The organism is Streptosporangium sp. NPDC002524 (assembly GCF_040295985.1).
GTDB lineage: Bacteria > Actinomycetota > Actinomycetes > Streptosporangiales > Streptosporangiaceae > Streptosporangium.
The window spans coordinates 137,411-164,233 of sequence record NZ_JBEOWK010000006.1; the positions used below are offsets into that span (position 1 = coordinate 137,411).

28 protein-coding genes are annotated in these 26,823 nt (G+C 69.7%); 23 read left to right on the plus strand and 5 right to left on the minus strand.

Annotated features, from left to right (window positions below):
• Positions 1 to 3: 3 nt before the first annotated feature.
• Positions 4 to 303 carry a PLD nuclease N-terminal domain-containing protein gene (locus ABT053_RS12080; protein ID WP_350968964.1) on the minus strand — a complete coding sequence of 100 codons (300 nt, stop codon included), beginning with the start codon at positions 301 to 303 and terminating at the stop codon, positions 4 to 6.
• A 113-nt stretch (positions 304 to 416) separates the two neighbouring features.
• Between ABT053_RS12080 and ABT053_RS12085 the strand changes: the two genes are divergently transcribed.
• Positions 417 to 1,253 carry a hypothetical protein gene (locus ABT053_RS12085; RefSeq protein WP_350968965.1) on the plus strand — a complete coding sequence of 279 codons (837 nt, stop codon included), beginning with the start codon at positions 417 to 419 and terminating at the stop codon, positions 1,251 to 1,253.
• Positions 1,254 to 1,263: 10 nt separating this feature from the next.
• A complete protein-coding gene (locus ABT053_RS12090) occupies positions 1,264 to 1,503 on the plus strand; it encodes a hypothetical protein (protein WP_350968967.1) in 240 nt (79 codons plus the stop codon).
• 267 nt (positions 1,504 to 1,770) lie between these two features.
• Here the strand turns inward: ABT053_RS12090 and ABT053_RS12095 are convergent, their stop codons facing one another.
• Entirely contained in the window at positions 1,771 to 2,010 is a 240-nt protein-coding gene (locus tag ABT053_RS12095; protein WP_012887349.1) for a BldC family transcriptional regulator, read from the minus strand.
• Positions 2,011 to 2,273: 263 nt separating this feature from the next.
• On the opposite strand from ABT053_RS12095, the gene ABT053_RS12100 reads away from it, so the two are divergent.
• Positions 2,274 to 2,471 carry a DUF4229 domain-containing protein gene (locus ABT053_RS12100; protein WP_350968968.1) on the plus strand — a complete coding sequence of 66 codons (198 nt, stop codon included), beginning with the start codon at positions 2,274 to 2,276 and terminating at the stop codon, positions 2,469 to 2,471.
• On the opposite strand, the gene ABT053_RS12105 is transcribed toward ABT053_RS12100, so the two are convergent.
• A complete protein-coding gene (locus ABT053_RS12105; RefSeq protein WP_350968969.1) occupies positions 2,455 to 3,780 on the minus strand; it encodes a hypothetical protein in 1,326 nt (441 codons plus the stop codon). The two genes, ABT053_RS12100 and ABT053_RS12105, sit on opposite strands and share 17 nt — an antisense overlap.
• A gap of 78 nt (positions 3,781 to 3,858) precedes the next feature.
• Between ABT053_RS12105 and ABT053_RS12110 the strand changes: the two genes are divergently transcribed.
• From ABT053_RS12110 to ABT053_RS12190, 17 genes are all read left to right on the plus strand, one after another.
• Positions 3,859 to 4,584, plus strand: a complete 726-nt coding sequence (locus ABT053_RS12110) for a demethylmenaquinone methyltransferase (protein ID WP_350968970.1) — start codon at positions 3,859 to 3,861, stop codon at positions 4,582 to 4,584.
• 160 nt (positions 4,585 to 4,744) lie between these two features.
• Positions 4,745 to 6,022 (plus strand): geranylgeranyl reductase family protein, encoded by a 1,278-nt coding sequence (locus tag ABT053_RS12115; protein WP_350968971.1) that lies wholly within the window; start codon positions 4,745 to 4,747, stop codon positions 6,020 to 6,022.
• A gap of 121 nt (positions 6,023 to 6,143) precedes the next feature.
• Complete coding sequence (locus ABT053_RS12120) at positions 6,144 to 6,503, plus strand: NADH-quinone oxidoreductase subunit A (protein ID WP_350968972.1); 360 nt, start codon at positions 6,144 to 6,146, stop codon at positions 6,501 to 6,503.
• A 2-nt stretch (positions 6,504 to 6,505) separates the two neighbouring features.
• Complete coding sequence (locus ABT053_RS12125) at positions 6,506 to 7,057, plus strand: NuoB/complex I 20 kDa subunit family protein (protein WP_030916695.1); 552 nt, start codon at positions 6,506 to 6,508, stop codon at positions 7,055 to 7,057.
• The gene (locus ABT053_RS12130) at positions 7,054 to 7,740 is read left to right on the plus strand and encodes an NADH-quinone oxidoreductase subunit C (RefSeq protein WP_350968973.1); all 687 of its coding nucleotides are present in this window, start codon (positions 7,054 to 7,056) and stop codon (positions 7,738 to 7,740) included. The genes ABT053_RS12125 and ABT053_RS12130 overlap by 4 nt, the downstream gene beginning before the upstream one ends.
• On the plus strand, positions 7,737 to 9,107 hold the full coding sequence (locus ABT053_RS12135; RefSeq protein WP_350968974.1) for an NADH-quinone oxidoreductase subunit D: 1,371 nt from the start codon (positions 7,737 to 7,739) through the stop codon (positions 9,105 to 9,107). Before ABT053_RS12130 ends, ABT053_RS12135 begins: the two co-directional genes overlap by 4 nt.
• Positions 9,104 to 9,919 carry an NADH-quinone oxidoreductase subunit NuoE gene (gene nuoE / locus ABT053_RS12140; RefSeq protein ID WP_502991739.1) on the plus strand — a complete coding sequence of 272 codons (816 nt, stop codon included), beginning with the start codon at positions 9,104 to 9,106 and terminating at the stop codon, positions 9,917 to 9,919. Before ABT053_RS12135 ends, nuoE begins: the two co-directional genes overlap by 4 nt.
• A gap of 130 nt (positions 9,920 to 10,049) precedes the next feature.
• Positions 10,050 to 11,336: an NADH-quinone oxidoreductase subunit NuoF gene (nuoF, locus tag ABT053_RS12145; RefSeq protein ID WP_350968975.1), complete on the plus strand. Its 1,287-nt coding sequence runs from the start codon at positions 10,050 to 10,052 to the stop codon at positions 11,334 to 11,336.
• A 79-nt stretch (positions 11,337 to 11,415) separates the two neighbouring features.
• Positions 11,416 to 14,019: an NADH-quinone oxidoreductase subunit G gene (locus ABT053_RS12150; RefSeq protein WP_350968976.1), complete on the plus strand. Its 2,604-nt coding sequence runs from the start codon at positions 11,416 to 11,418 to the stop codon at positions 14,017 to 14,019.
• Positions 14,019 to 15,377: an NADH-quinone oxidoreductase subunit NuoH gene (nuoH, locus tag ABT053_RS12155; RefSeq protein ID WP_350968977.1), complete on the plus strand. Its 1,359-nt coding sequence runs from the start codon at positions 14,019 to 14,021 to the stop codon at positions 15,375 to 15,377. The genes ABT053_RS12150 and nuoH overlap by 1 nt, the downstream gene beginning before the upstream one ends.
• Complete coding sequence (gene nuoI / locus ABT053_RS12160) at positions 15,364 to 15,879, plus strand: NADH-quinone oxidoreductase subunit NuoI (RefSeq protein WP_344747308.1); 516 nt, start codon at positions 15,364 to 15,366, stop codon at positions 15,877 to 15,879. The genes nuoH and nuoI overlap by 14 nt, the downstream gene beginning before the upstream one ends.
• Entirely contained in the window at positions 15,872 to 16,708 is an 837-nt protein-coding gene (locus ABT053_RS12165) for an NADH-quinone oxidoreductase subunit J (RefSeq protein WP_350968978.1), read from the plus strand. Before nuoI ends, ABT053_RS12165 begins: the two co-directional genes overlap by 8 nt.
• Positions 16,705 to 17,001, plus strand: coding sequence for an NADH-quinone oxidoreductase subunit NuoK (gene nuoK / locus ABT053_RS12170; protein ID WP_329089089.1), 297 nt, complete (start codon positions 16,705 to 16,707; stop codon positions 16,999 to 17,001). The genes ABT053_RS12165 and nuoK overlap by 4 nt, the downstream gene beginning before the upstream one ends.
• A 66-nt stretch (positions 17,002 to 17,067) precedes the next feature.
• On the plus strand, positions 17,068 to 18,930 hold the full coding sequence (nuoL, locus tag ABT053_RS12175) for an NADH-quinone oxidoreductase subunit L (protein WP_350969263.1): 1,863 nt from the start codon (positions 17,068 to 17,070) through the stop codon (positions 18,928 to 18,930).
• Complete coding sequence (locus ABT053_RS12180; RefSeq protein WP_350968979.1) at positions 18,930 to 20,606, plus strand: NADH-quinone oxidoreductase subunit M; 1,677 nt, start codon at positions 18,930 to 18,932, stop codon at positions 20,604 to 20,606. Before nuoL ends, ABT053_RS12180 begins: the two co-directional genes overlap by 1 nt.
• Positions 20,603 to 22,156, plus strand: coding sequence for an NADH-quinone oxidoreductase subunit NuoN (gene nuoN / locus ABT053_RS12185; protein ID WP_350968980.1), 1,554 nt, complete (start codon positions 20,603 to 20,605; stop codon positions 22,154 to 22,156). The genes ABT053_RS12180 and nuoN overlap by 4 nt, the downstream gene beginning before the upstream one ends.
• Positions 22,157 to 22,170: 14 nt before the next feature.
• The gene (locus ABT053_RS12190) at positions 22,171 to 23,166 is read left to right on the plus strand and encodes a polyprenyl synthetase family protein (RefSeq protein ID WP_350968981.1); all 996 of its coding nucleotides are present in this window, start codon (positions 22,171 to 22,173) and stop codon (positions 23,164 to 23,166) included.
• 273 nt (positions 23,167 to 23,439) lie between these two features.
• Here the strand turns inward: ABT053_RS12190 and ABT053_RS12195 are convergent, their stop codons facing one another.
• Positions 23,440 to 23,913, minus strand: coding sequence for a DUF1801 domain-containing protein (locus ABT053_RS12195; RefSeq protein WP_350968982.1), 474 nt, complete (start codon positions 23,911 to 23,913; stop codon positions 23,440 to 23,442).
• Between the two features lie 236 nt (positions 23,914 to 24,149).
• Here ABT053_RS12195 and ABT053_RS12200 point away from each other — a divergent pair, with 236 nt between their 5' ends.
• The 3 genes from ABT053_RS12200 to ABT053_RS12210 all read left to right on the plus strand — a co-directional run bounded on the left by ABT053_RS12200 (position 24,150) and on the right by ABT053_RS12210 (position 25,689).
• Positions 24,150 to 24,584 (plus strand): helix-turn-helix transcriptional regulator, encoded by a 435-nt coding sequence (locus ABT053_RS12200; RefSeq protein WP_350968983.1) that lies wholly within the window; start codon positions 24,150 to 24,152, stop codon positions 24,582 to 24,584.
• A 19-nt stretch (positions 24,585 to 24,603) separates the two neighbouring features.
• Complete coding sequence (locus ABT053_RS12205) at positions 24,604 to 25,017, plus strand: VOC family protein (protein WP_350968984.1); 414 nt, start codon at positions 24,604 to 24,606, stop codon at positions 25,015 to 25,017.
• A 270-nt stretch (positions 25,018 to 25,287) separates the two neighbouring features.
• Positions 25,288 to 25,689, plus strand: coding sequence for a MarR family winged helix-turn-helix transcriptional regulator (locus ABT053_RS12210; RefSeq protein WP_350968985.1), 402 nt, complete (start codon positions 25,288 to 25,290; stop codon positions 25,687 to 25,689).
• Between the two features lie 86 nt (positions 25,690 to 25,775).
• On the opposite strand, the gene rarD is transcribed toward ABT053_RS12210, so the two are convergent.
• Positions 25,776 to 26,687: an EamA family transporter RarD gene (gene rarD / locus ABT053_RS12215; protein ID WP_350968986.1), complete on the minus strand. Its 912-nt coding sequence runs from the start codon at positions 26,685 to 26,687 to the stop codon at positions 25,776 to 25,778.
• Positions 26,688 to 26,823 lie beyond the last annotated feature (136 nt).

A 26,823-nucleotide genomic window follows, 5' to 3' on the forward strand; every position in this document is an offset into this window, starting at 1 on the left:
CGATCAGTCGTCGTCGCGCAGGCGGCGGTCGAGGTCCTTGAGGAAGTCGGGGTCGTCGTCGGGGCCCTTCGGGGCCTCGCCGCGCGGCGGCCTCTCCTCGGCCAGGAGCGAGCGGGGCGCCGTGGGGCCGGTCGGCCGGCCGAGCAGCAGCCAGAAGGCTCCCCCGGCGATCGGCATCAGCACCACGATGACCACCCAGAGGAGCTTGGGCAGGTTCCTGGACTCCTCGTCCGGCGTGGTGATGACGTCGAACAGGCAGTAGAGCCAGAAGGCGAGTATCGCCAGACCGACAAGCAGGGGCATGCCCGAACTGTAAGCCATCGTGGGACCTGCTGCGGTCCGGCTCCGCGTTACGGATGACTGGCAAGGCTCCCACCCCGTACCGTGGACCCGTTGCCACTTCCCCAGGGGGTGTGATGGCACATTCGGGCGACAAGGGCCGCCATCGACGGCGGTGGTGGCAGCGAGGTCCGGGCGCGCGTGCGGAGAGTGCCGTCAGGGAGGCTCCGCGTGAGGTTCCCCGCGAGGCCGAGCGCCGGGTCGGGACGGTCACGGCCCCGGTGGCCGACCGGCCGCAGTACACCTGGAAGGACTTCGAGCTCGACGACGAGAGTCCCCGGGCCCAGCCCAACTCCCCCGACACCCCGGACCTGGGTGACGGCCTGCGCCACTGCGGGCGCCTGGAGCGCATCCTGCACCGCCAGTGGGACTCGCGGCGGGAGACACCGTCCCCGGAGGTCGTACGGGCGGTGGAGAGCCTGGCGAGGCTGCCCGACGTGCTGAAGGACAAGCTGGCCGAGGGCCTCGACGGCATCTACGTCGGCGAGGGCGGGGTGCCCGACCTCGACGACATGGGCTACCTGCGCGGCGCGCCGCTCCCCTCGGGCCGGGCGACCTGGGACGTGTGCGCGGGGGCGTACGGCGACCGCAAGATCGTGGTGGGGGACCGGCCCTCGCCGACCCCCGACGTGATGATGCACGAGGTCGGGCACGCCCTGGACGACGTGGACGCCCCCCACGGCGGCTGGGTCTCCGACTCCCCGGAGTTCGCCGCCCTCTACGCCCAGTGCGTTCCCGCGCTGGCCTCGGGGTTCCATCTCCAGTCGGGCGACCTGGGCCGCAAGGAGTTCTTCGCCGACGCCTTCGCCGCGATCGTCTCCCGGCAGCGCCCCGCGCTGGTCGACATGCTGGGCGGCGACACGCGGATGGCGCTCAACGTCATGTTGTTCTTCAACCGGCGCTACGGAATCTAGGTGATCTGGGATGTACGTCATCAGACTCGCTGACGGGACCCTGCGCGTGCCGCAGACCCTGGCCGGCGATGACGGGCGCCTGATCGGCAACGCCTACGTGGAGGTCTCTCCGGGGGATCCCGACTACGACCGCTGGCTGGCCGAGTCGCTCACCGAGGAGGAGTGGGCCGAGAGGCGGCGGCGGTGGCTGGAGGAGAACGACGAGCTGGAGCGGGAGTTCCTGGCCTTCAAGGCCGAGCAGGAGACCTAGCCGGTCCTCGCCGTGGCCGTCCTGCGGAGGAGAACCTGGGCCCTGCCGAGGAGAACCCGGGCGGGCGCCGGGGGGGGGCCATTCGGGGGCCGGAGCACGCCGTGGGGTTCCGGGTGCGGAACGCGGCGGCGGGCCCGGCGGGGCGGGTGGCCCGGTGACGGGGGAGGTCACCGTCCGTGTCGTGTCGTACTTCACACGACTCCACGGTGACCCTGCGGCTTCCGGGTAAGGCGCGCAGGATCACCGATGGTGTGACGTCCTAAGTCGTCAGACGCGCGGGGACTCGCCTGCCGGCCGTTCGGCCGTCAAGACGTCCTCTCCACGCAGAAGGGCGTGCACTTCCGACTCGCGGAAACGCCGGTGCCCTCCGGGGGTACGGATGCTGCTGATGCGGCCTGCCGCGGCCCAGCGTGTAACCGTCTTTGGGTCGACCCGGAAGAGGGCGGCAACCTCTCCGGGCGTCAGCAGACGCTCGCTGCTACTCTCCACAATCTCTCCCCCTCGCATCCCGCTTCCTGCCAGCGGGCGGACAGGTAACCAGTGTGCCGAGCGAAGCCTGATTTATCCGTGGTTTTCAACAAAGATCACGGGTTGTTATCTACTGCCTGCCCGATTGTTATATGATAGAGCCTTTTTGGGACTCTCGTGGGTGTTTCTTTACGAAACAGATCTCTTGGGAAGACTAGCAGCGCTCGCAGTAGATGCGAAGAGTTACCCGTGCAACCACCGCGATCGCGACCGCGGGGACAGGGTGACGTAGCCTTGGCACCGTGCGTCCCGTCATCGTTTACACCGCGTCCCGGGCCGGGCTGCTGCTCGTGACTCTGGGAGTGCTCTATATCCTCGGCCTGCGCGAGCCCCTGGGCCTGCTGATCGTCGCATTCCTGATCAGCGGGGTGGCCAGTTACGTCCTGCTCTCGAAGCAGAGAGACGCGATGAGCGAGCGAATCACTAAGAATCGGGAGTGATCGGCAACGGGAACATGCCGACTCGGGCATGGTACTCGTGACCAAGGCGAGTTGTGTCACTACCAACCAGTAATCCGCCGGGGTGCGCGAGGAATGCCTTGATCCCGATTCCGCGGTCCCGTGTCGGGTTCCATGTCAGGGCCTTGCCGGTGCGCGGATGGATCGCGCCGATCCCCGGCCGCGCCACCGCCCCGGGGCCCGCCGAATCATGGCCGGACGGATTGTCCAGCCAGCGCTGGTGCCCGCCGACGTAGACGGCCGGGCCCGTCGCCGCCACCGCGTACAGCGAGTCACCGCCGGTGTGGTTCACCCACGTCGGCCGCACCGCGGCGTTCCCGGGGCGGGCGGCGGTCTCGAACCGGGCGGCGGTGTCGCACATTTTCGCCTGGCCCCCGGGTCCGCCGGTCGTGACGACGGCGAGATAGCTCCCGTCGGGGGCGAAGTCCAGGCCCCGCACGTAGCTCGGGAAGTCGGCCATGCACCGGCCCCGGTAGGCGTCGGTCCGCCACGGCGCGACCGCGGCCGGTGAGGCGGCGAGGCCCGGGGCGGAGGCGTCCGGCGCGGTGACGGGGCCGGAGACGGTGATCAGGCCGAGCTGGGCCCGCGGCAGGCCGCCGAGGGTGGTGAAGTCGCCGCCGACCGCGAGCCTGCCGCCGCCGAGGGAGATCGCGTGGACCCTGGTCCTGCCTCCCCTGGGCGCGCCCGGCTCGATCGCGAAGGACGGGTCGGCCTCGCCGGTGACGGCGTCGAGCCTGGCCAGTGCCGTACGGGCGGCGGAGCCGACGTGGGTGAAGTCGCCGCCCGCGTAGAGGTGCCGGCCGAGCCTGGCCAGGCTGGTGACCGTGCCGCCGCGGACCTGGGCGCCGAAGCGGGGGACCGGGGAGCCGTCGGAGAGCCTGAGCAGGGCCAGGCCCCGCGTCCGCGCGCCGCCGGTCCTGGTGAACCGCCCGCCCGCGTAGACGGTGCCGTGGACCCCCGCCGCGAGGGCCTGGACCGGCCGGTCGAGGCGCGGCGCGAAGCCGGGCAGGATCCGGCCGGTGGCCAGGTCGTAGGCGAAGAGGTTGGCGCGAGGCAGCACCCTCGCCGCCCCCGCGCCCCCGGCCTCGCGCACCTCGCCGAACGAGCCGCCGACCACCACCGTGCCGCCCACCAGCGCGATGGCGTTGACGATCCCGTCGAGCACGTGGGGGGTGGTGTTCACCGGATCGGCCGAGACGACCCTGCTGTGCTTCGTGGTGCCGGCGGCGGCGATCCCGGGGGGAACCAGGATCAGGACCGCGACCAGCGCGTAAGTGGCTCTGGCAAACATTCGACAATTTTTAGCATGCGCTGGGTAATGGAATGACTACTTTCCGTGGATTATCGGGGCGGGCCTAGGGTGGGAGTCATGACGCGCGCTTCTCTGGACAAGCAGCCGCACGAGGTCGCCGCGATGTTCGATCGCACGGCCAGGCGGTACGACCTTGTCAACGACGTTATCTCCCTGGGCCAGGTCCGACTGTGGCGCAGGGCCGCCGCCGCGGCCGTCGACGCGGGCCCCGGTGAGCTGGTCCTCGACCTCGGCGCGGGCACCGGTACGTCGACCGACGCGTTCACCACCCTGGGCGCCCGCGCGATCGCCTCCGACTTCTCGCTCGGCATGCTGAGCACCGGGGTGCGGCGCAGGGGAGGCTCGGGGATCTCCGGGGGCGGGGTGCGGGGCGTCAGCTTCGTCGCGGGCGACGCGCTGCGGCTGCCCTTCGCCGACGGGGTCTTCGACGCGGTGACGATCTCCACGGCGCTGCGCAACGTGCACGACACGGGGCAGGCGTTGCGGGAGATGCACCGGGTGGCCAGGCCGGGCGCGCGGCTGGTGATCCTGGAGTTCTCGCACCCGACGCCCAGGTCGTTCGACCTCGTATACTCGCAGTACCTGATGAAGCTGATGCCCCAGGCCGCGAAGCTCTTCGGTTCCAATGACGACTCCTACGAATACCTGGCGGAGTCGATCAGGGCCTGGCCGGACCAGGCGGGGTTGGCGAAGATCATTCAGGGAGCGGGCTGGGAACGGGTCGCCTGGCGCAACCTGAGCCTCGGGATCGTGGCCCTGCACCGCGCGTACAAGCCCGCGTAGCGCCCCCCGTGGAAGTTTGGCGACGAGGGCAACACCCGCCTGACACTTTGCCCCGCAAAGGCGTTAGACTTCGGCCCGACAAGTTTGTGAAGCCCTTCACAAAGGAACGAAAGGCCCCTTACCCCGAGGCCCCCACAGCGTGTAGGACAGGACAGGTCCCGTGACCGTGCCAGCCGCCACACAGCGGAAAGTCGCTGAGGCTGACGCCGACGTCATCGTCGTCGGCGCCGGGCCCGCCGGTTCGACAACCGCATTCCACCTCGCGCAGGCCGGGCTCGACGTCCTGCTGCTCGAGAAGACCACCTTCCCCCGCGAGAAGGTCTGCGGCGACGGGCTGACGCCCCGAGCGGTCAAGCAGCTCATCGCGATGGGGATCGACATCGACGCCCCCGGCTGGGTCCGCAACAAGGGCCTGCGCGTGGTCGGCGGCGGGATGCGCTTCGAGCTCGACTGGCCGGAGCTGTCGAGCTTCCCCGACTTCGGCCTGGTGCGCACCCGCCAGGACTTCGACGAGATCCTGGCCGCGAACGCGGTCAAGGCGGGCGTCCGCCTCCTGCAGGGGGTGAACGTCACCGCCCCGGTCCTCGACGACCGCAGCGGGCACATCGTCGGCGTGACCGCCAAGCGCGACGGCGAGGAGGTCACCTACCGCTCCCGGCTGGTGGTCGCCGCCGACGGCAACTCCACCCGCGTCTCCCTGGCGATGGGGCTGCACAAGCGCGAGGACCGCCCGATGGGCGTCGCGGTGCGGACCTACTTCGAGAGCCCCCGCCACGACGACGACTACCTGGAGACCTGGCTGGAGCTGTGGGACGGCGACACCCTGCTGCCCGGCTACGGCTGGATCTTCGGCGTCGGCGACGGCACCTCCAACGTGGGCCTGGGCCTGCTGAACACCAGCGAGTCCTTCAAGGGCATGGACTACCGCGACCTGCTCAAGCGCTGGGTGAAGGGCATGCCCCCCGAGTGGGGCTACGTCGAGGAGAACATGACCACCCCCATCAGGGGCGCCGCGCTGCCGATGGCCTTCAACCGCCAGCCGCACTACACGCGGGGCCTGGTGCTGGTGGGCGACGCCGGCGGGATGATCAACCCGTTCAACGGCGAGGGCATCGCGTACGCCATGGAGACCGGCCACATCGCGGCCGAGACGATCGTCCAGGCGCTCGGCAGGGTCACCCCCGCGCAGCGGGAGCGCGTGCTGCGCGCCTACCCTCAGACGTTGAAGGACGCATACGGTGGTTACTTCACCCTCGGCAGAGGATTCGTGGAGCTGATCGGGCACCGCGGTGTGATGAACTTCGCGACCCGTCACGCGCTGCCGCACCCCCACCTGATGCGGTTCGCGCTCAAGCTCCTTGCTAATCTCACCGACCGGCGGGGCGACGCGTCCGACCGCATCATCAACGCACTCTCGAAGGTGGCGCCACCGGCATGAGAGCGACGAGGGCCCGGCACCTGGAACCTGGGGCGATGATCGCCCTGCCTAGACTTTCGAAATACACCACAACGCAGAGCTACGCGCCGGCGCGCGTGGAGATTGGAGAGGAGGCGTAGCGATGGAGTTGTACGCACCCATCCTGGTGCTCGCCGTTCTCGCGGCGGGATTCGCGATCTTCTCGGTGACGATCGCCCCCTTCACCGGTCCCAAGCGCTGGAACCGCGCGAAACTCGACGCCTACGAGTGCGGGATCGAGCCGACGCCCCAGCCCGTGGGCGGAGGCCGCTTCCCGCTGAAGTACATGGTCACCGCGATGCTGTTCATCGTGTTCGACATCGAGATCATCTTCCTCTACCCGTGGGCGGTCGCGTTCGACCAGCTCGGGATGTTCGGGTTGGTCGAGATGCTGCTGTTCATCGTCACCGTGCTCGTGGCCTACGCGTACGTGTGGCGCCGCAAGGGTCTGGACTGGGACTAGATATGGGTCTTGAAGAGAAACTTCCGAGCGGGTTCATGCTCAGCACGGTCGAGCAGGTCGCGGGCTGGGCGCGCAAGAACTCCGTCTGGCCGGCGACGTTCGGCCTCGCCTGCTGTGCCATCGAGCTGATGTCCACCGGCGGTCCCAAGCACGACCTGGCGCGCTTCGGCATGGAGCGCGCGTCGGCGTCTCCGCGCCAGGCCGACCTGATGATCGTCGCGGGGCGGCTGTCGCAGAAGATGGCCCCGGTGCTGCGCCAGATCTACGACCAGATGGCCGAGCCCAAGTGGGTCATCGCGATGGGCGTGTGCGCCTCCAGCGGCGGCATGTTCAACAACTACGCGATCGTCCAGGGCGTCGACCACGTCGTCCCCGTCGACATCTATCTTCCCGGCTGCCCGCCGCGGCCCGAGATGCTCATCGACGCGATCGTCAAGCTGCACGACAAGATCCAGAACACGAAGTTCGGCGCGCACCGTGCCAAGCAGATCGACGAGCTCGAGCTGCAGGCCCTGCGGACGCTGCCGCTGATCGACCAGGGGACCGCCAAATGACGAGCGAACCCGCCGACAACCTCCCGAAGGTGCCGGAGGAGCCGGTCGCGCACCTGGGCATGTTCGGCGCCTCGGGCACCGGCGACACCTCCGGCTACGGCCGCCTCGTCGTGCGGCGCAAGCCCGAGCTGTCCAGCGCCCGCCCGTACGGCGGCTACTTCGACACCGTCGCCGACGAGCTGGAGCGCGCCCTCGGCGGCGATCTCGGCGACGCCGTCGAGCGCGTGGTGGTCGACCGCGGCGAGCTCACCTTCCACGTCAGGCGCGAGCGCCTGCTCGACGTGGTCAGGGTCCTGCGCGACGACCCCGCCCTGCGCTTCGAGCTCTCGCTCGGCGTCTCCGGCGTGCACTATCCCCACCTGGCGGGCCAGGAGCTGCACGCGGTGATCCACCTGTGCTCGATCACCCACAACCGCCGCCTGCGCGTCGAGGTCTCCTGCCCCGACGACGACCGGCACATCCCCTCCACGGTCTCGGTCTACCCGACGCACGACTGGCACGAGCGCGAGACCTGGGACTTCTTCGGCATCGTCTTCGACGGGCACCCCGCGCTGACCCGCATCATGATGCCCGACGACTGGGACGGTCACCCCCAGCGCAAGGACTACCCGCTCGGCGGCATCCCGGTCGAGTACCGCGGGGCCGAGATCCCCGCGCCGGACCAGAGGAGGTCCTACACATGAGCGTCCCCTACCAGGAGACGAAGGAGACCATCGGGTCCCCGTACGACGACCCGTACGACGAGGCCACCGAGGGCAAGGTCTACACCGTCTCGGGCAACGACTGGACCGAGCTCGTCGAGACCCTCTCCGGCCAGCAGGACCAGCAGCTCGTCATCAACATGGGCCCGCAGCACCCGTCCACGCACGGCGTGCTCCGCCTGGTCCTGAACCTCGACGGCGAGACGGTCACCGAGGCCCGCACGGTCATCGGCTACCTGCACACCGGCATCGAGAAGAACCTCGAGTACCGGACGTGGACCCAGGGCACGACGTTCGTCACCCGGATGGACTACCTGGCGCCGATCTTCAACGAGACCGCCTACTGCATGGGCGTCGAGCGGCTGCTGGGCATCACCGACCGGATCCCCGAGCGGGCCCAGGCCATCCGCGTGATGATGATGGAGCTCACCCGGATCTCCTCGCACATGGTGGCGATCGGCACCTTCGGCATGGAGCTGGGCGCGACCACGCCGTTCCTCTTCGGGTCCCGCGAGCGCGAGATGGTGCTCGACGTGATGGAGTACATCACCGGTCTGCGGATGAACATGGCCTACGTCCGGCCGGGCGGCGTCTCCGTCGACCTGCCCGCGGGGGCCGTCGACAAGGTCGGCGAGCTGCTCAAGGTCATGCCGGGGCGCATCAAGGACATGCGCAAGATGCTCGACGCGAACCCCGTCTACCTGGCCCGCACCAAGGACGTCGCCTACCTCGACCTCACCGGCTGCATGGCGCTGGGCGTCACCGGCCCGATGCTGCGGGCCGCCGGCCTGCCCTGGGACCTGCGCAAGTCGCAGCCCTACTGCGGCTACGAGACCTACGAGTTCGACGTCCCCACGGAGAAGACCGCCGACGTCTACGGCCGCTACCTGGTACGGGTCGCCGAGATGGAGGAGTCGCTCAAGATCATCGAGCAGGCGCTCGACCGCCTCTCCGGGCCGCTCAAGAACGACCGCGTGATGGTCGACGACAAGAAGATCGGCTGGCCCGCGCAGCTCGCGCTCGGCCCCGACGGCCTGGGCAACTCGCCCGACCACATCGCGCACATCATGAGCGGCTCCATGGAGGCGCTGATCCACCACTTCAAGCTGGTGACCGAGGGTTTCCGGGTCCCGGCGGGGCAGGCGTACGCCTCGGTCGAGTCGCCCCGCGGCGAGCTCGGCGCCCACGTGGTCAGCGACGGCGGGACGCGCCCCTACCGCGTACACTTCCGCGACCCGTCCTTCACGAACCTGCAGGCCATGCCCGCGACGTGCGAGGGCGGCGCGGTCGCCGACGTCATCTCGGCGGTGGCCTCGATCGACCCGGTGATGGGAGGTGTCGACCGATGAGCTCCAGCAAGGGCCCGGCCGGCCAGTCGGCGAACGCCGCGGACGAGAAGGTCGACGCGAGCACGGGCACCGGCCTGACGGGCGAGAGCGCCCTCGGGACAAGCACCGCCCTGGGCGGTGAGCCCTCGAACGAGGAGGTGAGCGCGACCGTGACCAAGGGGTACGCGCCGGAGGTGCGCGAGCGCCTGGAGCGCGACGCCAAGGAGATCATCGGCCGCTACCCGAAGCCGCGGTCGGCCCTGCTGCCCCTGCTGCACCTGGTGCAGTCGGAGGACGGCTACGTCTCCGACGACGGCCACGAGTTCTGCGCCGAGATGCTCGGCCTGAGCAAGGCCGAGGTCGTGGGCGTCTCCACCTTCTACACGATGTACAAGCGCAGGCCGATTGGTCAGTACCACGTGGGCGTGTGCATCAACACGCTCTGCGCGGTCATGGGCGGCGACCAGATCTGGGACGAGCTGTCGGAGCACGCCGGCATCGGCCACGACGAGACGACCCCCGACGGCAAGGTCTCGCTGGAGCGGCTGGAGTGCAACGCCGCCTGCGACTTCGCCCCGGTGATGATGGTCAACTGGGAGTTCTTCGACAACCAGACCCCGGCCTCGGCCAAGCAGCTCGTCGACGACCTCAGGGACGGCAAGGAGCTCTCCCCGACCCGGGGACCGAAGAAGCTCTGCACGTTCAAGGAGGCCTCGCGGGTGCTCGCGGGCCTGCCCGACGGCCTGGCCGGCGACGGCCCCTCGGCGAACGGCGCCTCCCTGGAGGGCCTGAAGATCGCCAAGGCCAAGGGATGGAAGGCTCCGGAGGCGTGAGCGTGCCACGGAGCGGAGCCACCACGAGCGGGCGCGCCGGCCAGACCGGCGCGTGCGGGTGTAACGAGCGTGCCGGCAGGCACGGCGCGGCCTCGTCACGGAGCGACGGGCTGCCAGGCGAGGAGACGAAGTGACCACTCTCACCCCGGTTCTGACCGCGAACTGGGACCAGCCCAACTCCTTCACCCTGGAGGGCTACGGCGACTACTCGGCGGCCAAGAAGGCGCTGGGCATGGACCCCGACGCCGTCATCCAGGCCGTCAAGGACTCCGGCCTGCGCGGGCGCGGCGGCGCGGGCTTCCCCACCGGCATGAAGTGGGGCTTCATCCCCCAGGGGGACGGCAAGCCGCACTATCTGGTGGTCAACGCCGACGAGTCCGAGCCCGGCACGTGCAAGGACATCCCGCTGATGATGGCGAACCCGCACTCGCTGATCGAGGGCGTCATCATCACCGCGTACGCGATCAGGGCCAACCACGCCTTCATCTACGTGCGCGGCGAGGTGCTGCACGTCGTGCGCCGCCTGCAGGCGGCCGTGGCCGAGGCGTACGCCAAGGGCTTCCTCGGCACCGGCCTGTTCGGCTCCGGCTTCGACCTGGAGCTGGTCGTGCACAGCGGGGCGGGCGCCTACATCTGTGGCGAGGAGACGGCGCTGCTCGACTCGCTGGAGGGCTATCGCGGCCAACCTCGGCTCAAGCCCCCCTTCCCCGCCGTGGCGGGCCTGTACGCCTCGCCGACCGTCGTCAACAACGTCGAGTCGGTCGCGAGTGTTCCCTCCATCATCGCCAACGGCGCCGACTGGTTCGCCGGGATGGGCACCGAGAAGTCCAAGGGCTTCGGCATCTTCTCGCTGAGCGGCCACGTGACCAGGCCCGGCCAGTACGAGGCCCCGCTCGGCATCACGCTGCGCGAGCTGCTGGAGATGTCCGGCGGCATCCGCGAGGGCCACCGGCTCAAGTTCTGGACCCCCGGCGGGTCGAGCACCCCGATCTTCACCGACGAGCACCTCGACGTCCCGCTGGACTTCGAGTCCGTCGGCGCGAAGGGCTCGATGCTCGGCACCCGGGCCCTGCAGATCTTCGACGAGACCACCTGCGTGGTGCGCGCGGTGCTCCGCTGGACGGAGTTCTACGCGCACGAGTCGTGCGGCAAGTGCACCCCCTGCCGGGAGGGCACCTTCTGGCTCAAGCAGGTGCTCAAGCGGCTGGAGAAGGGCCAGGGCACCGAAGAGGACCTGACCACGATCACCGACATCGCCGACAACATCCTGGGACGCTCGTTCTGCGCCCTGGGCGACGGGGCCACCAGCCCCATCCACTCGTCGGTGAAGCACTTCCGCGACGAATACCTCAAGCACTTCGAGATCGGCGGCTGCCCGTTCGATCACGCCCCGTCCACGGTGTGGGGTGCCCAGTGAGCGCGCGGACCCCGGCAACCGGCAAGCACACCGGCAAGCACAGCACCGTCTCGGTCATGAGGCCGACGGAGGAGACGCCATGACCGTCGAAGCCACCACCCCGGCGCAGCAGGTGCCGGTGAACCTGGTCACCGTCACCATCGACGGCTTCCAGGTGAGCGTCCCGAAGGGCACTCTGATCATCCGGGCGGCCGAGCTGCTCGGCATCCAGATCCCCCGGTTCTGCGACCACCCGCTGCTGGAGCCGGCCGCCAACTGCCGCCAGTGCCTGGTGGACATCCCCGACGCCGGCAACGGCCGGGGCTTCCCCAAGCCGCAGCCCTCCTGCGCGATCGAGGTCGCCGAGGGCATGGTCGTGCAGACCCAGCTCACCTCCCCGGTCGCCGAGAAGGCGCAGCGCGGCGTGATGGAGCTGCTGCTCCTGAACCACCCGCTCGACTGCCCGGTCTGCGACAAGGGCGGCGAGTGCCCGCTGCAGAACCAGGCGATGTCCAACGGCCAGGGCGAGAGCCGCTTCGTGGAGAAGAAGCGGACCTTCGAGAAGCCGGTCGCGCTCTCCTCCGAGGTGCTGCTCGACCGCGAGCGCTGCGTCCAGTGCGCGCGCTGCATCCGCTTCTCCGACGAGATCGCCGGAGACCCGCTCATCGACTTCTTCGAGCGCGGGGCCAAGGAGCAGGTCGCCACCGCCGACGGGCGCCCGTTCGAGTCCTACTTCTCCGGCAACACCGTGCAGATCTGCCCGGTGGGCGCGCTCACCGGCGCCGCGTACCGCTTCCAGGCCCGCCCGTTCGACCTGGTCTCCACGCCCAGCGCCTGCGAGCACTGCGCGAGCGGCTGCTCCCTGCGCACCGACCACCGGCGCGGCAAGGTCACCCGCCGCCTGGCCGGGGACGACCCCGAGGTCAACGAGGAGTGGAACTGCGACAAGGGCCGCTGGGCCTTCACCTACGCGACCCAGCCGGACCGGCTCAAGACCCCCCTCGTCCGTGACGAGGAGGGACGCCTCGTCCCGGCCTCCTGGCCCGAGGCGTTCGCCGCCGCGGCCAAGGGCCTGTCCGCCGCCCGCGGGCGCGCGGGCGTGCTCGTCGGCGGTCGCGTCACCGTCGAGGAGGCGTACGGGTACGCGAAGTTCGCCCGGATCGCCCTCGGCACGAACGACATCGACTTCCGCGCCAGGCCGCACTCCGAGGAGGAGGCGCTGTTCCTGGCGCACGCGGTCGCGGGCAAGGGCATCGAGGTCCGCTACGCCGACCTGGAGAAGGCGCCCGCGGTGCTCCTGGCGGGCTTCGAGCCCGACGAGGAGTCGCCGATCGTCTTCCTGCGCCTGCGCAAGGCCTGGCGCAAGAAGGGCCTGAAGGTCTTCTCGGTCGCGCCGTTCGCCGGCCCCGGGCTCGCCAAGATGGGCGGCACCCTGATCCCGGCGGTGCCGGGCACGGAGACCGCCGTCCTGGACGACCTGGCCGCCGTCGACGCCCTCGCCGCCGAGGCGGTCAGGCAGCCGGGCGCGATCATCCTGGCCGGTGAGCGGCTCGCCACCGTGCCGGGCGCGCTGTCGTCGCTGCTGCGCCTCGCCGACACCACCGGCGCCCGCCTCGCCTGGATCCCGCGCCGCGCCGGTGAGCGCGGGGCCGTCGAGGCCGGGGCGCTGCCGAACCTGCTGCCGATCGGCCGCCCGGTCGGCGACGAGACCGCCCGCGCCGAGGTGGCCAGGGCGTGGGACGTCGCCTCGCTCCCCGAGGGCGAGGGCCGCGACACCACCGCCATGCTGGCGGCGGCGCTCGACGGCGAGCTCGACGCCCTCGTCATCGCGGGTGTCGACCCCTACGACCTGCCCGCCCCGCAGGCCGCGCTGCTCGCCCTGGAGAACACCCCGTTCATCGTGAGCCTGGAGCAGCGCGCCAGCGCGGTCACCGACCGCGCCGACGTGGTGCTCCCCGTCGCCGTGGTGGCCGAGAAGTCGGGCACCTTCGTCGACTGGGAGGGACGCGGCCGGACCTTCGAGACGGCGCTCCCGGTTCCGGGGATCATGAGCGACCTGCGGGTCGTCTCCTCGATCGCCGACGCGATGGACGTGCACCTGGGCCTGCCCGACCCCGAGGCCGCGCGCCGCGAGCTCGGCGCGATCGGCGCCTGGCGTGGCACGCGAGCCGCCGCCCCCGACGCGGCCGGCCGCGACGCCGCCAGGCCGGGAGCCGGGGAGGCCGTGCTGGCCAGCTGGCACCTGATGCTCGACGACGGCCGCCTGCAGGCCGGGGAGCCGTACCTGGCGGGCACCGCCCGTCCGGCCGTGGCGCTGGTGTCGGAGTCCACCGCGGCCGAGAACGGCCTGGCCGAGGGCGGCGAGATCGTCGTGAGCACCGAGCGCGGCTCGCTCGCCCTGCCGGTGCGGATCGCCGACCTGCCCGACCGGGTGGTGTGGCTGCCCGCCAACTCCGCGGGCCGTTCGGTCACCCGGGACCTGCGCGCCGTCGCCGGTGACGTGGTCGGGATCGGCGCCTCCTCCGGGAGCGCCGCGTCCGCCGCCGTCGCGCCCGTCGCCGCCGCCCCGGTCACGCCGGGACCGGCGAGCACCGTCGCGGGTGCCGTCACGAGCACGGCCACCGGCACCGGGTCCGACGAGCGTGCCACCGGCACGACGGCCGGCGAGGCACGTGCCGCCGGCGAAGCCAACGAGGAGCGGTAATGAATGCCCGGACTCTTCTAGCGGCCGATCCGAACTTCCCGGGCCTCGCCGACTTCGGCAAGGACCCGCTCTGGATCAGCATCATCAAGGCCGCCGTCATCTTCATCGTCCTGATGCTGGGCGTGCTGTTCGGCGTGTGGTTCGAGCGCAAGCTCATCTCCCGCATGCAGAACCGGTACGGCCCCAACCGGGCGGGCAAGTTCGGGTTGCTCCAGTCGGTGGCCGACGGCCTCAAGATGGGGCTGAAGGAAGACCTGATGCCCCGGACCGTCGACAAGGTGATCTACTTCATCGCCCCGGTGGTCCTGGCGGTCCCGGCCTTCCTCGCCTTCTCCGTCATCCCGATGGGCCCGATGGTCTCGATGTTCGGGGTCCAGACGCCGCTGCAGCTCACCGACCTGCCGGTCGCGGTGCTGCTGGTGCTGGCGATGGCCTCGATCGGCGTGTACGGCATCGTGCTGGCCGGCTGGGGCTCGCGCTCCCCCTACTCGGTGCTCGGCGGCCTGCGGGCCAGCGCCCAGGTGGTCTCGTACGAGATCGCGATGGGCCTGTCGTTCGTCGGGGTCTTCCTGTTCGCCGGGACCCTCTCCACCTCGGAGATCGTCGCGGCGCAGGCCAACGGCGGGGTGGTCACGCTGGGCGGGCTGCAGATCACGATGCCCTCCTGGTACATGATCCTGCTGATCCCGTCCTTCCTGATCTACATCATCACGATGCTGGGCGAGACCAACCGGGTCCCCTTCGACCTGCCCGAGGGCGAGGGCGAGCTGGTCGGCGGCTTCCAGACCGAATACTCCAACTCGTTGAAGTTCGCGGTCATCATGCTCGCCGAGTACGTCAACGTCTTCGTGGTCTCCGCGGTCTCCATCACCCTGTTCATGGGCGGCTGGCAGGCCCCGTGGCCCATCTCCGTCTGGGACGGGGCCAACACCGGCTGGTGGCCGCTGCTGTGGTTCTTCATCAAGATGGTGCTGGTCTTCTCCTTCTTCGTCTGGTGCCGCGCCTCGCTGCCGCGCGTCAGGTACGACCAGCTGATGGCCCTCGGCTGGAAGATCCTCATCCCGGTCAACCTGGCCTGGATCATGCTCGTGGCCACGGTCAGGGCTCTCCAGATGGAGAGCGCCGACCGGTCGCTGGTGCTCATCCTGGCCGCGGTCGTGGTGATCGGCTGCTTCGGGATCTGGTGGCGCTTCGACAGCGTGCTGCAGAGGCGCAAGGAGGAAAGGGCCGCCCAGGTCCAGGCCGAGTTCGAGCAACTCCAAGCCGAGCCGTCCGCCGGTGGCTTCCCGGTGCCGCCGCTCGACCTGCCGCACTACCACGGTGTAGCGCGCAAGGAGGTTCCCAGTGGGAGCAACTGATTGGCTGAACCCCATCAAGGGGTTCGGCGTGACCTTCCACACGATGTTCAAGAAGGTCGAGACGGTCAACTACCCCGAGGAACAGCGGCCCACGGCCCCGCGCTTCCACGGCCGGCACCAGCTCAACCGCTGGCCCGACGGCCTGGAGAAGTGCGTCGGCTGCGAGCTGTGCGCCTGGGCCTGCCCGGCCGACGCGATCTTCGTCGAGGGCGCGGACAACACCGACGAGGAGCGGTTCTCGCCCGGTGAGCGCTACGGGCGCACCTACCAGATCAACTATCTGCGGTGCATCCTGTGCGGCCTGTGCATCGAGGCGTGCCCGACACGGGCGCTCACGATGACCAACGAGTACGACCTCGCCGACAGCAGCCGTGAGAGTCTCATCTACACCAAGGAGATGCTGCTCGCGCCGCTCGGCCCCGGCATGGAGGTCCCGCCGCACCCGATGCGTCTCGGCGAGACCGAAGAGGACTACTACCGGCTGGGACGCAACAATGGGTGAGACCATCACGTTCTGGGTTCTGGCGGTCGTCTCGGTGGGGGCGGCCCTCGGGCTCGTCTTCAGCCGCAAGGCGGTCTACTCGGCGCTGATGCTGGGCGTCGTCATGCTGTCGCTGGCCGTGCTGTACGCCGTCCAGGACGCCCCCTTCCTCGCCGCGGTGCAGATCATCGTCTACACCGGCGCGGTCATGATGCTCTTCCTGTTCGTCTTGATGCTCGTCGGCGTCGACTCCGCCGACTCGCTGGTCGAGACGATCAGGGGACAGCGTCTGTGGGCGTCCGTCGCGGGCCTGTCCTTCGCGGCGCTGCTCGCCCTGGGCGTCGGCAACGTGGCCTTCGCCGCGCCCACCGGCCTCACCGAGGCCGCGAAGGTCGCGGGCGGCAACGTGCCCTCCCTGGCGCAGCTCATCTTCACCAGGTACGTCTTCGCCTTCGAGGTCACCTCGGCGCTGCTGATCACCGCCGCGCTCGGCGCGATGGTGCTGGCGCACCGCGAGCGCGTCCGGCCCAAGGCCACCCAGCGCGACCTGTCCCGCGCCCGCTTCACCGGCCCGCAGCCCTCGCCGCTGCCGGGGCCCGGCACCTACGCGCTGCACAACGCGATCGACATGCCCGCCCTGCTGCCCGACGGCACGGTCGCGGAGAAGTCCATCAACCGGGTGCTCGCCAGGCACGAGATCGAGGACGGCTTCGCGCCGACCGACCCGGCGAAGGCGGCGCTCATCAAGCAGGTCCTGGAGAGGGACGCGGCGCAGGGCCGCGGCTCCGACCCGGACGACGAGCCCGTCCATGTGAGGGACGCGGCACTCCAGCAGGAGGACGGCAAGTGACCACTCACTACCTGGTGCTCTCCGCGCTGCTGTTCGCGATCGGCGCCGTCGGTGTGCTGGTGCGGCGCAACGCGATCGTGGTGTTCATGTGCGTGGAGCTCATGCTCAACGCCTGCAACCTCGCGTTCGTCACCTTCGCCAGGCAGCAGGGCAACCTGGACGGCCAGATCATCGCGTTCTTCGTGATGGTGGTGGCCGCGGCCGAGGTCGTGATCGGCCTCGCCATCATCGTGATGATCTTCCGAACCCGCAGGTCCGCGTCGGTGGACGACGCCAACCTGCTGAAGTACTAAGAGGTGGCCGTGGAACCCGCTGAGATCATCCAGCATTCCGGGGGCGTGATCGGAGTCTCCTGGCTCATGATCGCACTCCCGTTGCTCGGCGCCGCGGTCCTGCTGCTGGGCGGGCGCCGCACCGACCGCTGGGGTCACCTCCTCGGTGTCGCGATGTCCCTGGGCGCCTTCGTGGTGGCGGTCGTCGCCTTCGCCGAGATCCTCGGCCTGCCCGACGCCCAGCGCCGGCAGGGTGTCGCGCTCTACCAGTTCATCCCCGGCGTCGCCGACATGGGGCTGCTGATCGACCCGCTGTCGATCAGCTTCGCCCTGCTGATCACCGGTGTGGGATCCCTGATCCACATCTACTCGATCGGCTACATGTCGCACGACACCGACCGGCGCAGGTTCTTCGCGTACCTGAACCTGTTCGTCGCGGCGATGCTCCTGCTGGTGCTGGCCGACAACTACGTCGCCCTGTTCATCGGCTGGGAGGGCGTGGGCCTGGCCTCGTACCTGCTCATCGGGTTCTGGCAGTTCAAGCCCTCGGCGGCGGCCGCGGCGAAGAAGGCCTTCATCGTCAACCGCGTCGGCGACTTCGGCCTGCTGATCGCGATCTTCACGGTCTTCACGACGTTCGGCACGGTCGCCTTCGGTGACCTGACCGGCGAGACCGTGAGCGGGGCGATCCAGTCCGGCGGCGCCTCGCAGGGCACGATCACCGCGATCGGCCTGCTGCTGCTCCTGGGCGCCTGCGGCAAGTCGGCCCAGCTGCCGCTGCAGTCGTGGCTGCTGGACGCGATGGAGGGCCCGACCCCGGTCTCGGCCCTCATCCACGCGGCGACCATGGTCACCGCGGGCGTCTACCTGGTCGTCCGCTCGGGCGCGTTCTTCGAGGCCGCCCCGGCCGCGCAGCTCGTCGTGACGATCGTCGGCGTGGCCACGCTGCTCGCCGGTGCGATCATCGGTTGCGCCAAGGACGACATCAAGAAGGGCCTCGCGGGCTCGACGATGTCGCAGATCGGCTACATGATGCTCGGCGCGGGCCTCGGCCCGGTCGGCTACGCCTTCGCCATCGCGCACCTGATCGGGCACGGCTTCTTCAAGGCCAACATGTTCCTCGGGGCGGGCTCGGTCATGCACGCCATGAACGACGAGGTCGACATGCGCAAGTACGGCGGGCTGTTCTCGGTGATGAAGGTCACCGCGGCCACCTTCATCGTCGGCTACCTCGCGATCATCGGCTTCCCGCTGCTGTCCGGTTACTTCACCAAGGACGGCATCATCGAGACGGCCATGGAGCACAACCAGATCCTGGGCTGGCTCGCGGTCCTGGGTGCCGGAATCACCGGCTTCTACATGTCGCGGATGGTCTTCATGACCTTCTTCGGCAAGAAGCGCTGGGCCGACGACGCGCACCCGCACGAGTCGCCCTCGGTGATGACCGTGCCGCTGATCCTGCTCTCGATCGGCTCGATCGGCCTGGGCGCCTTCCTGGTCCTGGACAACCGGTTCATGAGGTTCCTCGCCCCGGCGGTCGGCCTGCCCGAGGAGCTCCCGGGCTTCCACCCCTTCAGCGTCCCCGGCCTGACCACGCTCGCGCTGGTCGCCGTCGGCGTCGTCCTCGCCTGGTTCCGCTACGGTGCCGCCGAGGTGCCCCGGGTCGCCCCGCGCGGCTCGTTCGTCACCACCTTCGCCCGCCGTGACCTGTACGGCGACGCGCTGAACGAGGCGCTGTTCATGCGCCCCGGCCAGTGGCTGGCCCGCATCGCGGTGTTCTTCGACAACCGCGGCATCGACGGCCTGGTCAACGGCCTGGCGGCGGGGATCGGCGGGACCTCCGGGCGGCTGCGCCGCATCCAGACCGGCTACGTGCGGTCCTACGCGTTGTCCATCCTCTTCGGTGCCGCCGTGGTCGTTGGCGCGCTGCTCTACGTAGGGAACATGTGATGCCCTGGCTCTCGACCCTGATGGCCGTGCCCGTTCTGGGCGCGGTGGGTGTCTCCCTTGTCAAGAGTGACAAGCTCGCCAAGCAGCTGGCCCTCGCGGTCTCGCTGGTCGTGCTCGCGCTGACCGTCGTGCTCGCGGTCCGGTTCCAGCCGGCCTCCGAGACGCGCTTCCAGTTCGCCGAGGTCTACGACTGGATCCCGCGCTTCGGCGTCCACTACGGCGTCGGCGTCGACGGCATCGCCCTGGTGCTGATCGCGCTGTCGGCGGTGCTCGTGCCGATCGTGATCCTCGCGTCCTGGCACGACGCCGACGGCCCCGGCGGTGACGCCCGCCTGGGCGAGGCCTCGCCCAAGCTGGTCGCGACCCCGCCCAAGCGGTCGGTGAAGACCTACTTCGCGCTGCTGCTGGTGCTGGAAGCGATGATGATCGGCGTCTTCGCGGCGACCGACGTCTTCCTCTTCTACGTCTTCTTCGAAGCCATGCTCATCCCGATGTACTTCATGATCGGGTCGTACGGCGGGGCGCAGCGGTCCTACGCGGCCGTGAAGTTCCTGCTGTACTCGCTGTTCGGCGGCCTGCTCATGCTGGTCGCGGTGATCGCGCTCTACGTGGTCGCCGGGAAGAACACCTTCATGTTCCCCGAGCTCATCGCGGCCGTCCAGGACCCGACGACGCAGAAGTGGCTCTTCGCGGGCTTCTTCATCGCGTTCGCGGTGAAGGCGCCGCTGTGGCCGTTCCACACCTGGCTGCCCGACGCCGCCGCGCAGGCCCCGGCCGGCGCCGCGGTGCTGCTGGTGGGCGTGCTGGACAAGGTCGGCACGTACGGGATGCTGCGCTTCTGCCTGGAGCTGTTCCCCGAGGCGTCGAAGTTCTTCACCCCGCTGGTGATCGTGCTCGCGGTCGTGGGCATCGTCTACGGCGCGATCGTGGCCATCGGCCAGACCGACATGAAGCGCCTGATCGCCTACACCTCGATCTCGCACTTCGGCTTCATCGCGCTGGGCGTCTTCGCGATGACCACGAACGCGGGCGCGGGCGCCACCCTCTACATGGTCAACCACGGCTTCTCGACCGGCGCGCTGTTCCTGATCGCCGGGTTCCTGATCTACCGCCGGGGGTCCAGCCGGATCGCCGACTACGGGGGCGTGCAGAAGGTCGCCCCGCTGCTCGCGGGCACCTTCCTGATCGCGGGCCTGTCCGGGCTCTCCCTGCCGGGCCTGTCCACGTTCGTCAGCGAGTTCATGGTGCTGCTCGGCACCTACCAGCGCTACCCGGTCCCGGCGATCATCGCGACGAGCGGCGTCGTCCTGGCGGCCGTCTACATCCTGTGGATGTACCAGCGCATGATGACCGGCGCCCCGAAGGAACCGGCGTACGCCGTGCCCGGTTCCCCCGGGGAGGCGGCGCACGTGCTGCCCGGGGCCCCGAAGGAGCCCGTCTCCTCCGAGGAACCTGTGGAGCCCGTCGCCTCGAAGAAGCCGGCGCTGAGCCTGCCCGACCTCAACCTGCGCGAGATATTCGTGGTGGCCCCGCTGGTCGCGGTCCTCCTCGTCCTGGGCTTCTACCCCAAGCCGGTGCTCGACGTGATCAACCCGGCGGTGGACAAGACGCTCAGCAGTATCAACCTCGAACAGCCCAAACCCGCCGTGGCGGACCAGAAGGGGGCCGGGCAGTGAACGACGCCATCATCCAACCCCCGACAATCGAGTACGCGCTGCTCTCGCCGATGCTGCTCGTGTTCGGCGCGGCCATCGTCGGCGTGCTGGTCGAGGCGTTCGCGCCCCGCTACCTGCGCAAGTCGATCCACATGCCGCTCACGCTGCTGGCCCTGGTCGGCGCGTTCCTGATGACCGTGCTCAACGCGGTCAACGGCCTGCCGGACGCCCCGGCGGCGATGGGTTCGGTCGCGGTCGACGGCCCCTCCCTGTTCATCTGGGGCATCATCCTCGTGCTCGCCCTGGTCAGCACGCTCCTGATCAACGACGAGGAGCAGTTCGTCGCGCAGGCGGCGGCGGTGCCGGGAAGCCCCGACGAGGAGGAGGCGATCCTCAGCGGGTACGCCCAGACCGAGGTCTACCCGCTGCTGCTGTTCTCGGTCGGCGGCATGCTGCTCTTCGCCTCGGCCAACGACCTGCTGATCATGTTCGTCGGCCTCGAGGTCATGTCCCTGCCGCTGTACCTGCTCTGCGGCCTGGCCCGCCGTCGCCGCCTGCTCTCGCAGGAGGCCTCGGTCAAGTACTTCCTGCTCGGCGCGTTCTCCTCGGCCTTCTTCCTGTACGGGATGGCCCTGATCTACGGTTACGCCGGGTCGGTGGACCTGCGGGCCATCAGCGCCTCGCTCAGCGCGGTCAGCGGCCAGGAGACCCTGCTGCTGATCGGCACCGCGATGCTCGGCATCGGCCTGCTCTTCAAGATCGGAGCCGCGCCGTTCCAGGCGTGGAAGCCTGACGTCTACCAGGGCGCGCCCACCGCGGTCACCGCCCTGATGGCCTCCACCGTGCTCGTCGCGGCCTTCGGCGCCGTCCTCAGGGTCTTTTGGGTGGCTCTGGGCGGGCTTGAGTGGAACTGGAAGCCGGTCATGTGGGGCGTCGCGATCCTGACGATGATCGTCGGCGCGATCCTGGCCATCACCCAGACCGAGATCAAGCGCATGCTCGCCTACTCCTCGATCGCGCACGCGGGCTTCCTGCTCACCGGCATCGTCGCGGTCGGCGCCGCCGAGCAGAACGCCCAGGCCCTGTCGGCGATCCTGTTCTACCTGGCCGCGTACGGCTTCACCACGGTCGGCGCCTTCGCGGTCGTCACCATGGTCCGCGACGCGGGAGGCGAGGCCGGGCACCTGTCCCGGTGGGCCGGTCTGGGCAAGCGCTCCCCGGTCCTGGCGGGCATCTTCGCCTTCTTCCTGCTCGCCTTCGCCGGCATCCCGCTCACGAGCGGTTTCTTCGGCAAGTACGCCGTCTTCTCGGCGGCCGTCGCCGGGGACGCCCTGCCGCTCGTCGTCGTGGGTGTGGTCAGTTCGGCGATCGCGGCGTTCTTCTACGTCCGCGTCATCGTGCTGATGTTCTTCAGCGAGCCCGCCGCCGACGGGCCGTCCATCGCGGCTCCCACGGTGGGCACCTCGGCTGTGGTCGCCCTCGCGGCAGCGGCTACGGTAGTGCTGGGGATTTTCCCGCAGCCGGTGCTCGATCTCGCGGATCAGGCTGCGTCCGCGTTGTTCATTCGCTAAAGGAGTAACGTTTCATGGCTGCGCCACCGGTTGTTGATCTTCCGTTCGTCGACGAGCGGCTGGCGCAGGACATCGCTACCGGACTGGCAGAGGTCGAGAAGCTGCTGCGGTCCTCGGTGCAGAGCGACGACGCCTTCGTCACGGAGGCGTCCAAGCACCTCATCGAGGCCGGCGGCAAGAGGTTCCGGGCCATGCTGGCCCTGCTCGCCGCCCAGTTCGGCTCCCCGGAGGCCGCCGGTGTGGTGCCCGGGGCCGTGGTGATCGAGCTGACCCACCTGGCGACGCTCTACCACGACGACGTGATGGACGAGGCCCCGGTCCGCCGGGGCTCCCAGTCGGCGAACGCCCGCTGGGACAACACCGTGGCCATCCTGACCGGCGACTACCTGTTCGCCCAGGCGTCGGAGATCCTCGCGGACCTCGGCGCCGACATCATCAGGATCCAGGCCCAGACGTTCTCCCGCCTGGTACGCGGCCAGATCCGCGAGACCATCGGCCCCCGCCCCGGCGACGACCCGGTGGCCCACTACATCGGGGTGCTGGCCGACAAGACCGGTTCGCTGATCGCCACCTCCGGCCGGTTCGGCGCCATGCTCAGCGGCGCCTCGCCCGAGGTGGTCGAGCGGCTGACCCGGGCCTGCGAGGCGATCGGGGTCGCGTGGCAGCTCAGTGACGACCTGCTGGACGTCGCCGCCGAGACGGTCGAGTCGGGCAAGACCCCCGGAACCGACCTGCGCGAGGGCATCCGGACCCTGCCGGTCCTCTACGTCCTCGCCTCCGACGCCCCCGAAGGCGCCCGCCTGCGCGAGCTGCTCGCCGGTCCGGTGGCGGAGGAGGACGTCGAGGAGACCCTGGGCCTGCTCCGCGCCGACCCGGCCATGGAGCGCGCCCGCGCCGAGCTGCTCGCCTGGGCCGGCCGCGCCCGCGAGGACCTGGCCAGCCTCCCCGACATCCCGGCCCGCACCGCCTACCTGGCTTTGTGCGACTACGTGGTGGAGCGGTCCGGCTGACCGCTGCTCGTTGACCGCTGGGGGCCCGGTGGTGTGCGGGTCCGGCTCGCCTGATGGGGGCGCACGCGCGGCGGGGCTTCGTGGTCCGGGTCCGGTTCGCGTGGTGGGGCGTTCGGTTGACCGCTGGGGTGCTCGGCGGTGTGCGGCTTCGTGGTCCGGGTCCGGTTCGCGTGGTGGGGCGGTTGGCTGACCGTGGCCTGCCCGGTGGTGTGCGGCCCCGCCGTCCGAGTCGAGGCGTCCGAGCCGAGGGATCTGCCGGCATCCGGCGTGACGTCAGCTCACGGACTGCTTGACGAGGGTGGCGAGCGTCTTCTCGGCCTCCTCGCTCAGCTCGGCCACCGCGAAGGACGTGGGCCACAGGCCGCTGCCGTCGCCGAGGTTCGCCTCGGAGGTGAAGCTGAAGGTCGAGTAAGGCTCCTTGTCGGCGTGCCCGCTGCGGAAGAAGCACACGACCTTCCCCTTCCTGGCGTAGGCGGGCTGCCCGTACCACAGTTTCGGCGACAACCCCGGGGCGTTGGCGGTGACGATGGCGTGGACGCGTTCGGCCACCGCGCGGTCCGGCGCCTCCATCTCCGCGATCTTCGACAGCACGTCGAGTTCCTCGGCGGCCGTCTTGTTGCCGCGGCCGCGGTTCGTCTCCTTCCTCAGTTCCGCGGCACGCTCCTTCATCGCGGCACGCTCCTCCTCGGAGAAGCCGTCCGTGCTCCTCGTGCTCTTAGTTCTCTTCGCGCCGGTGTCCGCGCTCATCGCCGTCACTCTCCTGGTCGTTTGGTCGTCTGTTCGTTTGGTCGTTGTCGGGGTGGGGCGCTTTCGACGCTAGCCGTGCCGGGAGAGCCGACGCTTCTCGATTCTTGATCGATGCGCGCCCCGTGCCACGGGGGCACACCCCGTCGTACGGCCCGGCTGGTCCGGGTGAGCCCGGTCCCATGGCGGCGGTGGGCCTGTCGCCCGCGCGGCGGGCGCGACGTGGAACGATGGTGCGCATGGGTCTCGGGCGTGCGGAGGCGCAACGGTTGCGCGACATCGCCGTGATCCGCCGTGTTCGGGACCGGATCGATCGTGAGTACGCCGAGCCGCTGAACCTTGAGGCGCTGGCCCGTGCGGCGCACATGTCGATCGGGCACCTGAGCCGGGAGTTCCGCCGCGTCTACGGTGAGTCCCCGTACTCGTACCTGATGACCCGGCGAATCGAACGGGCGATGACGCTGCTGCGCCGTGGGGACTTCAGCGTGACAGCGGTGTGTTTCGAGGTGGGTTTCTCCTCGCTGGGCACGTTCAGCACGAGGTTCGCCGAGCTGGTCGGCGTGCCACCGAGCGTCTACCGGCGCGACCACTCCCAGGCCGCGGCGGGTATCCCGCCGTGCCTGAGTAAGCAGGTGACCAGACCGGTCAAGAATCGAGAAGCCCACCCCCGGTAGTCGTGCATAGCGTGGCGGGGTGAAAATCACCATTCATCACGCCTTCCTCCCGCACACCGATCCCGAGGCCGCCCTGGTCTTCTATCGCGACATCCTGGGCTTCGAGGTCCGGGCCGACGCCGGTTACGAGGACATGCGGTGGATCACCGTCGGCCCGGTCGGGCAGCCGGACACCTCGATCGTGCTGCACCCGCCGGCGGCCGATCCCGGCGTCACCGACGAGGAACGCCGCGTCATCCTGGAACTCATCACCAAGGGCGCCTACACCGCCATCACCCTGGCCACCGACGACCTCGACGGGCTTTTCGACCGGCTTCAGGCCGCGGGTGCCGATGTCGTCCAGGAACCCATCGACCAGGACTACGGGGTCCGCGACTGCGCCTTCCGCGACCCCGCCGGCAACCTCATCCGCGTAACCGGATCGCCCGGGTGAGTGCGCACGACCGCCGAAAGCCCAGGCCCTTCTCGTTCGGCGGCTGATGACGCGTTCGTCGGCGGCACCCCGCGATCCAGGAGGCGTTTCGGGCGGAACGCCTCCTGGATCACGCTTCCGAGGAACGGCAAGATCGCGGGCGATGGTACGGCTCTCCTCCCGGCCGATTCGAGTTTTTCGTGCCTCTTCCACGATTTTCATTGCATGTATAAGCAAAGATTGTACGTGCATGTAGACTCCTGCCGACAGAACACTCCAGGAGGAATCACCATGTCGTGGGACCGTTTCGCCCTCTTGCACGCGCGCGTGGAGGCGGAGTTGACCAAGGCACTCCAGCGCGGACACGGCCTCGGGCTGTCGGAGTACCGCGCGCTGGGACGACTCGCCACCGCCCCCGGCGGCTGCATGCGCATGCAGGAGCTCGCCGAGGCCGTGGGGCTCAACCAGAGCTCGGTGACCCGCCTCGTCGCCCGCCTCGAGGAGGCCGGGATGACCCGGCGCGACCTCTGCTCGGACGACCGCCGCGGCGTCTACTCGGTGATCACCGACGAGGGGCGGGCCCGCCTGGCCGGGGCCACGCCCACCTACGAGCGCTCCCTCGCCGCGGCCCTGGAGCAGGCCGGAGTCGACCCGGACCTCACCCCGCTGGTCCTCGCCGTACGCGGCTCCTGACCGCCCCGGCTCGCCTCGGCGGCTCTCCAGTGCCACCAGGTGGCGCTACGAGGCCCTTGTGCGGCATATGGAACGCTTATGTGGGCTTATCGCACCGGAACGGGCTCGGGAGCCGCCCGGCGGGCCTGAGCGGCCGTCCGGAGGCTGTCCCAGGTGAAGACCGACAGCGCCAGCCAGATGACGCCGAACCCCAGCCAGCGGCTGGGCGGCATGACCTCCTGCATCACGAACACCCCGCACAGGAACTGCAGTATCGGAGCGATGTACTGCAGCAGGCCGATCGTGGTGAGCGGTATCAAGATCGCGGAGGCGGTGAAGCAGAGCAGCGGGACGGCGGTGACCACCCCCGCCCCGGCCAGCAGGAACGCGTGACCCGCTCCCGCGTTCCCGAACGTGCTCGTCCCCTGCTGCCCCAGATAGAGCAGGTAGGCCAGCGCGGGCAGCAGCAGCACCAGCGTCTCGACCGTCATGCTCTCCACCGAGCCCACCCCGGCGATCTTCTTGACCAGCCCGTACGTGCCGAAGCTGACGGCCAGCACCAGCGCGATCCACGGCGGACGCCCGTAGTCGACGGCCAGGATGATCACCGCCGCCGCGCCCAGCCCCACCGCGACCCACTGCCACCGCCGCAGTCGCTCCTTCAACAGGAGCACCCCGAAGAGCACGCTGACCAGCGGGTTGATGAAGTAGCCGAGCGCGCCCTCGACCACGTGCCCGCTGTTGACGGCGTAGATGTAGACGCCCCAGTTGACCGTGATGATCATCGCTGCCAGGACGAGGAGGCCGAGCGTCCGCGGGGTGCGCAGGAGCCCGCGGAACCAGGACCAGTGGCGCCGTACCGCCAGGATCGCGACGACGGCGACCAGGGACCACGCGATGCGGTGCGCCAGGATCTCCAGGGCGGCCGAGGGCTTCAGGAGCGGCCAGTACAGCGGGAACAGGCCCCACATGCTGTAGGCGGCGATGCCGTACAGGACTCCACGGCGCGTTTCAGGCATGATGCCCATCTTCGCTGCTTACAGGGTTTAATACAATTTAGTAGTACTTTCTGCTCTGTTAAGCGGGCCTTACGGGAACACGGGAAGGTCGCCGGCGGTTGCCTCCTGGTGAGAACGTGTCAGGAGGAGGTTCACA

Coding starts and splice junctions, on each gene's coding strand:
- ABT053_RS12080 (WP_350968964.1), bottom strand. CDS start 303: ATGCCCCTGCTTGTCGGTCTGGCGATACTCGCCTTCTGGCTCTACTGC.
- ABT053_RS12085 (WP_350968965.1), top strand. CDS start 417: ATGGCACATTCGGGCGACAAGGGCCGCCATCGACGGCGGTGGTGGCAG.
- ABT053_RS12090 (WP_350968967.1), top strand. CDS start 1,264: ATGTACGTCATCAGACTCGCTGACGGGACCCTGCGCGTGCCGCAGACC.
- ABT053_RS12095 (WP_012887349.1), bottom strand. CDS start 2,010: ATGCGAGGGGGAGAGATTGTGGAGAGTAGCAGCGAGCGTCTGCTGACG.
- ABT053_RS12105 (WP_350968969.1), bottom strand. CDS start 3,780: ATGTTTGCCAGAGCCACTTACGCGCTGGTCGCGGTCCTGATCCTGGTT.
- ABT053_RS12110 (WP_350968970.1), top strand. CDS start 3,859: ATGACGCGCGCTTCTCTGGACAAGCAGCCGCACGAGGTCGCCGCGATG.
- ABT053_RS12120 (WP_350968972.1), top strand. CDS start 6,144: ATGGAGTTGTACGCACCCATCCTGGTGCTCGCCGTTCTCGCGGCGGGA.
- ABT053_RS12125 (WP_030916695.1), top strand. CDS start 6,506: ATGGGTCTTGAAGAGAAACTTCCGAGCGGGTTCATGCTCAGCACGGTC.
- ABT053_RS12130 (WP_350968973.1), top strand. CDS start 7,054: ATGACGAGCGAACCCGCCGACAACCTCCCGAAGGTGCCGGAGGAGCCG.
- ABT053_RS12135 (WP_350968974.1), top strand. CDS start 7,737: ATGAGCGTCCCCTACCAGGAGACGAAGGAGACCATCGGGTCCCCGTAC.
- nuoE (WP_502991739.1), top strand. CDS start 9,104: ATGAGCTCCAGCAAGGGCCCGGCCGGCCAGTCGGCGAACGCCGCGGAC.
- ABT053_RS12150 (WP_350968976.1), top strand. CDS start 11,416: ATGACCGTCGAAGCCACCACCCCGGCGCAGCAGGTGCCGGTGAACCTG.
- nuoH (WP_350968977.1), top strand. CDS start 14,019: ATGAATGCCCGGACTCTTCTAGCGGCCGATCCGAACTTCCCGGGCCTC.
- ABT053_RS12165 (WP_350968978.1), top strand. CDS start 15,872: ATGGGTGAGACCATCACGTTCTGGGTTCTGGCGGTCGTCTCGGTGGGG.
- nuoL (WP_350969263.1), top strand. CDS start 17,068: ATGATCGCACTCCCGTTGCTCGGCGCCGCGGTCCTGCTGCTGGGCGGG.
- ABT053_RS12180 (WP_350968979.1), top strand. CDS start 18,930: ATGCCCTGGCTCTCGACCCTGATGGCCGTGCCCGTTCTGGGCGCGGTG.
- ABT053_RS12190 (WP_350968981.1), top strand. CDS start 22,171: ATGGCTGCGCCACCGGTTGTTGATCTTCCGTTCGTCGACGAGCGGCTG.
- ABT053_RS12195 (WP_350968982.1), bottom strand. CDS start 23,913: ATGAGCGCGGACACCGGCGCGAAGAGAACTAAGAGCACGAGGAGCACG.
- ABT053_RS12200 (WP_350968983.1), top strand. CDS start 24,150: ATGGGTCTCGGGCGTGCGGAGGCGCAACGGTTGCGCGACATCGCCGTG.
- ABT053_RS12210 (WP_350968985.1), top strand. CDS start 25,288: ATGTCGTGGGACCGTTTCGCCCTCTTGCACGCGCGCGTGGAGGCGGAG.
- rarD (WP_350968986.1), bottom strand. CDS start 26,687: ATGCCTGAAACGCGCCGTGGAGTCCTGTACGGCATCGCCGCCTACAGC.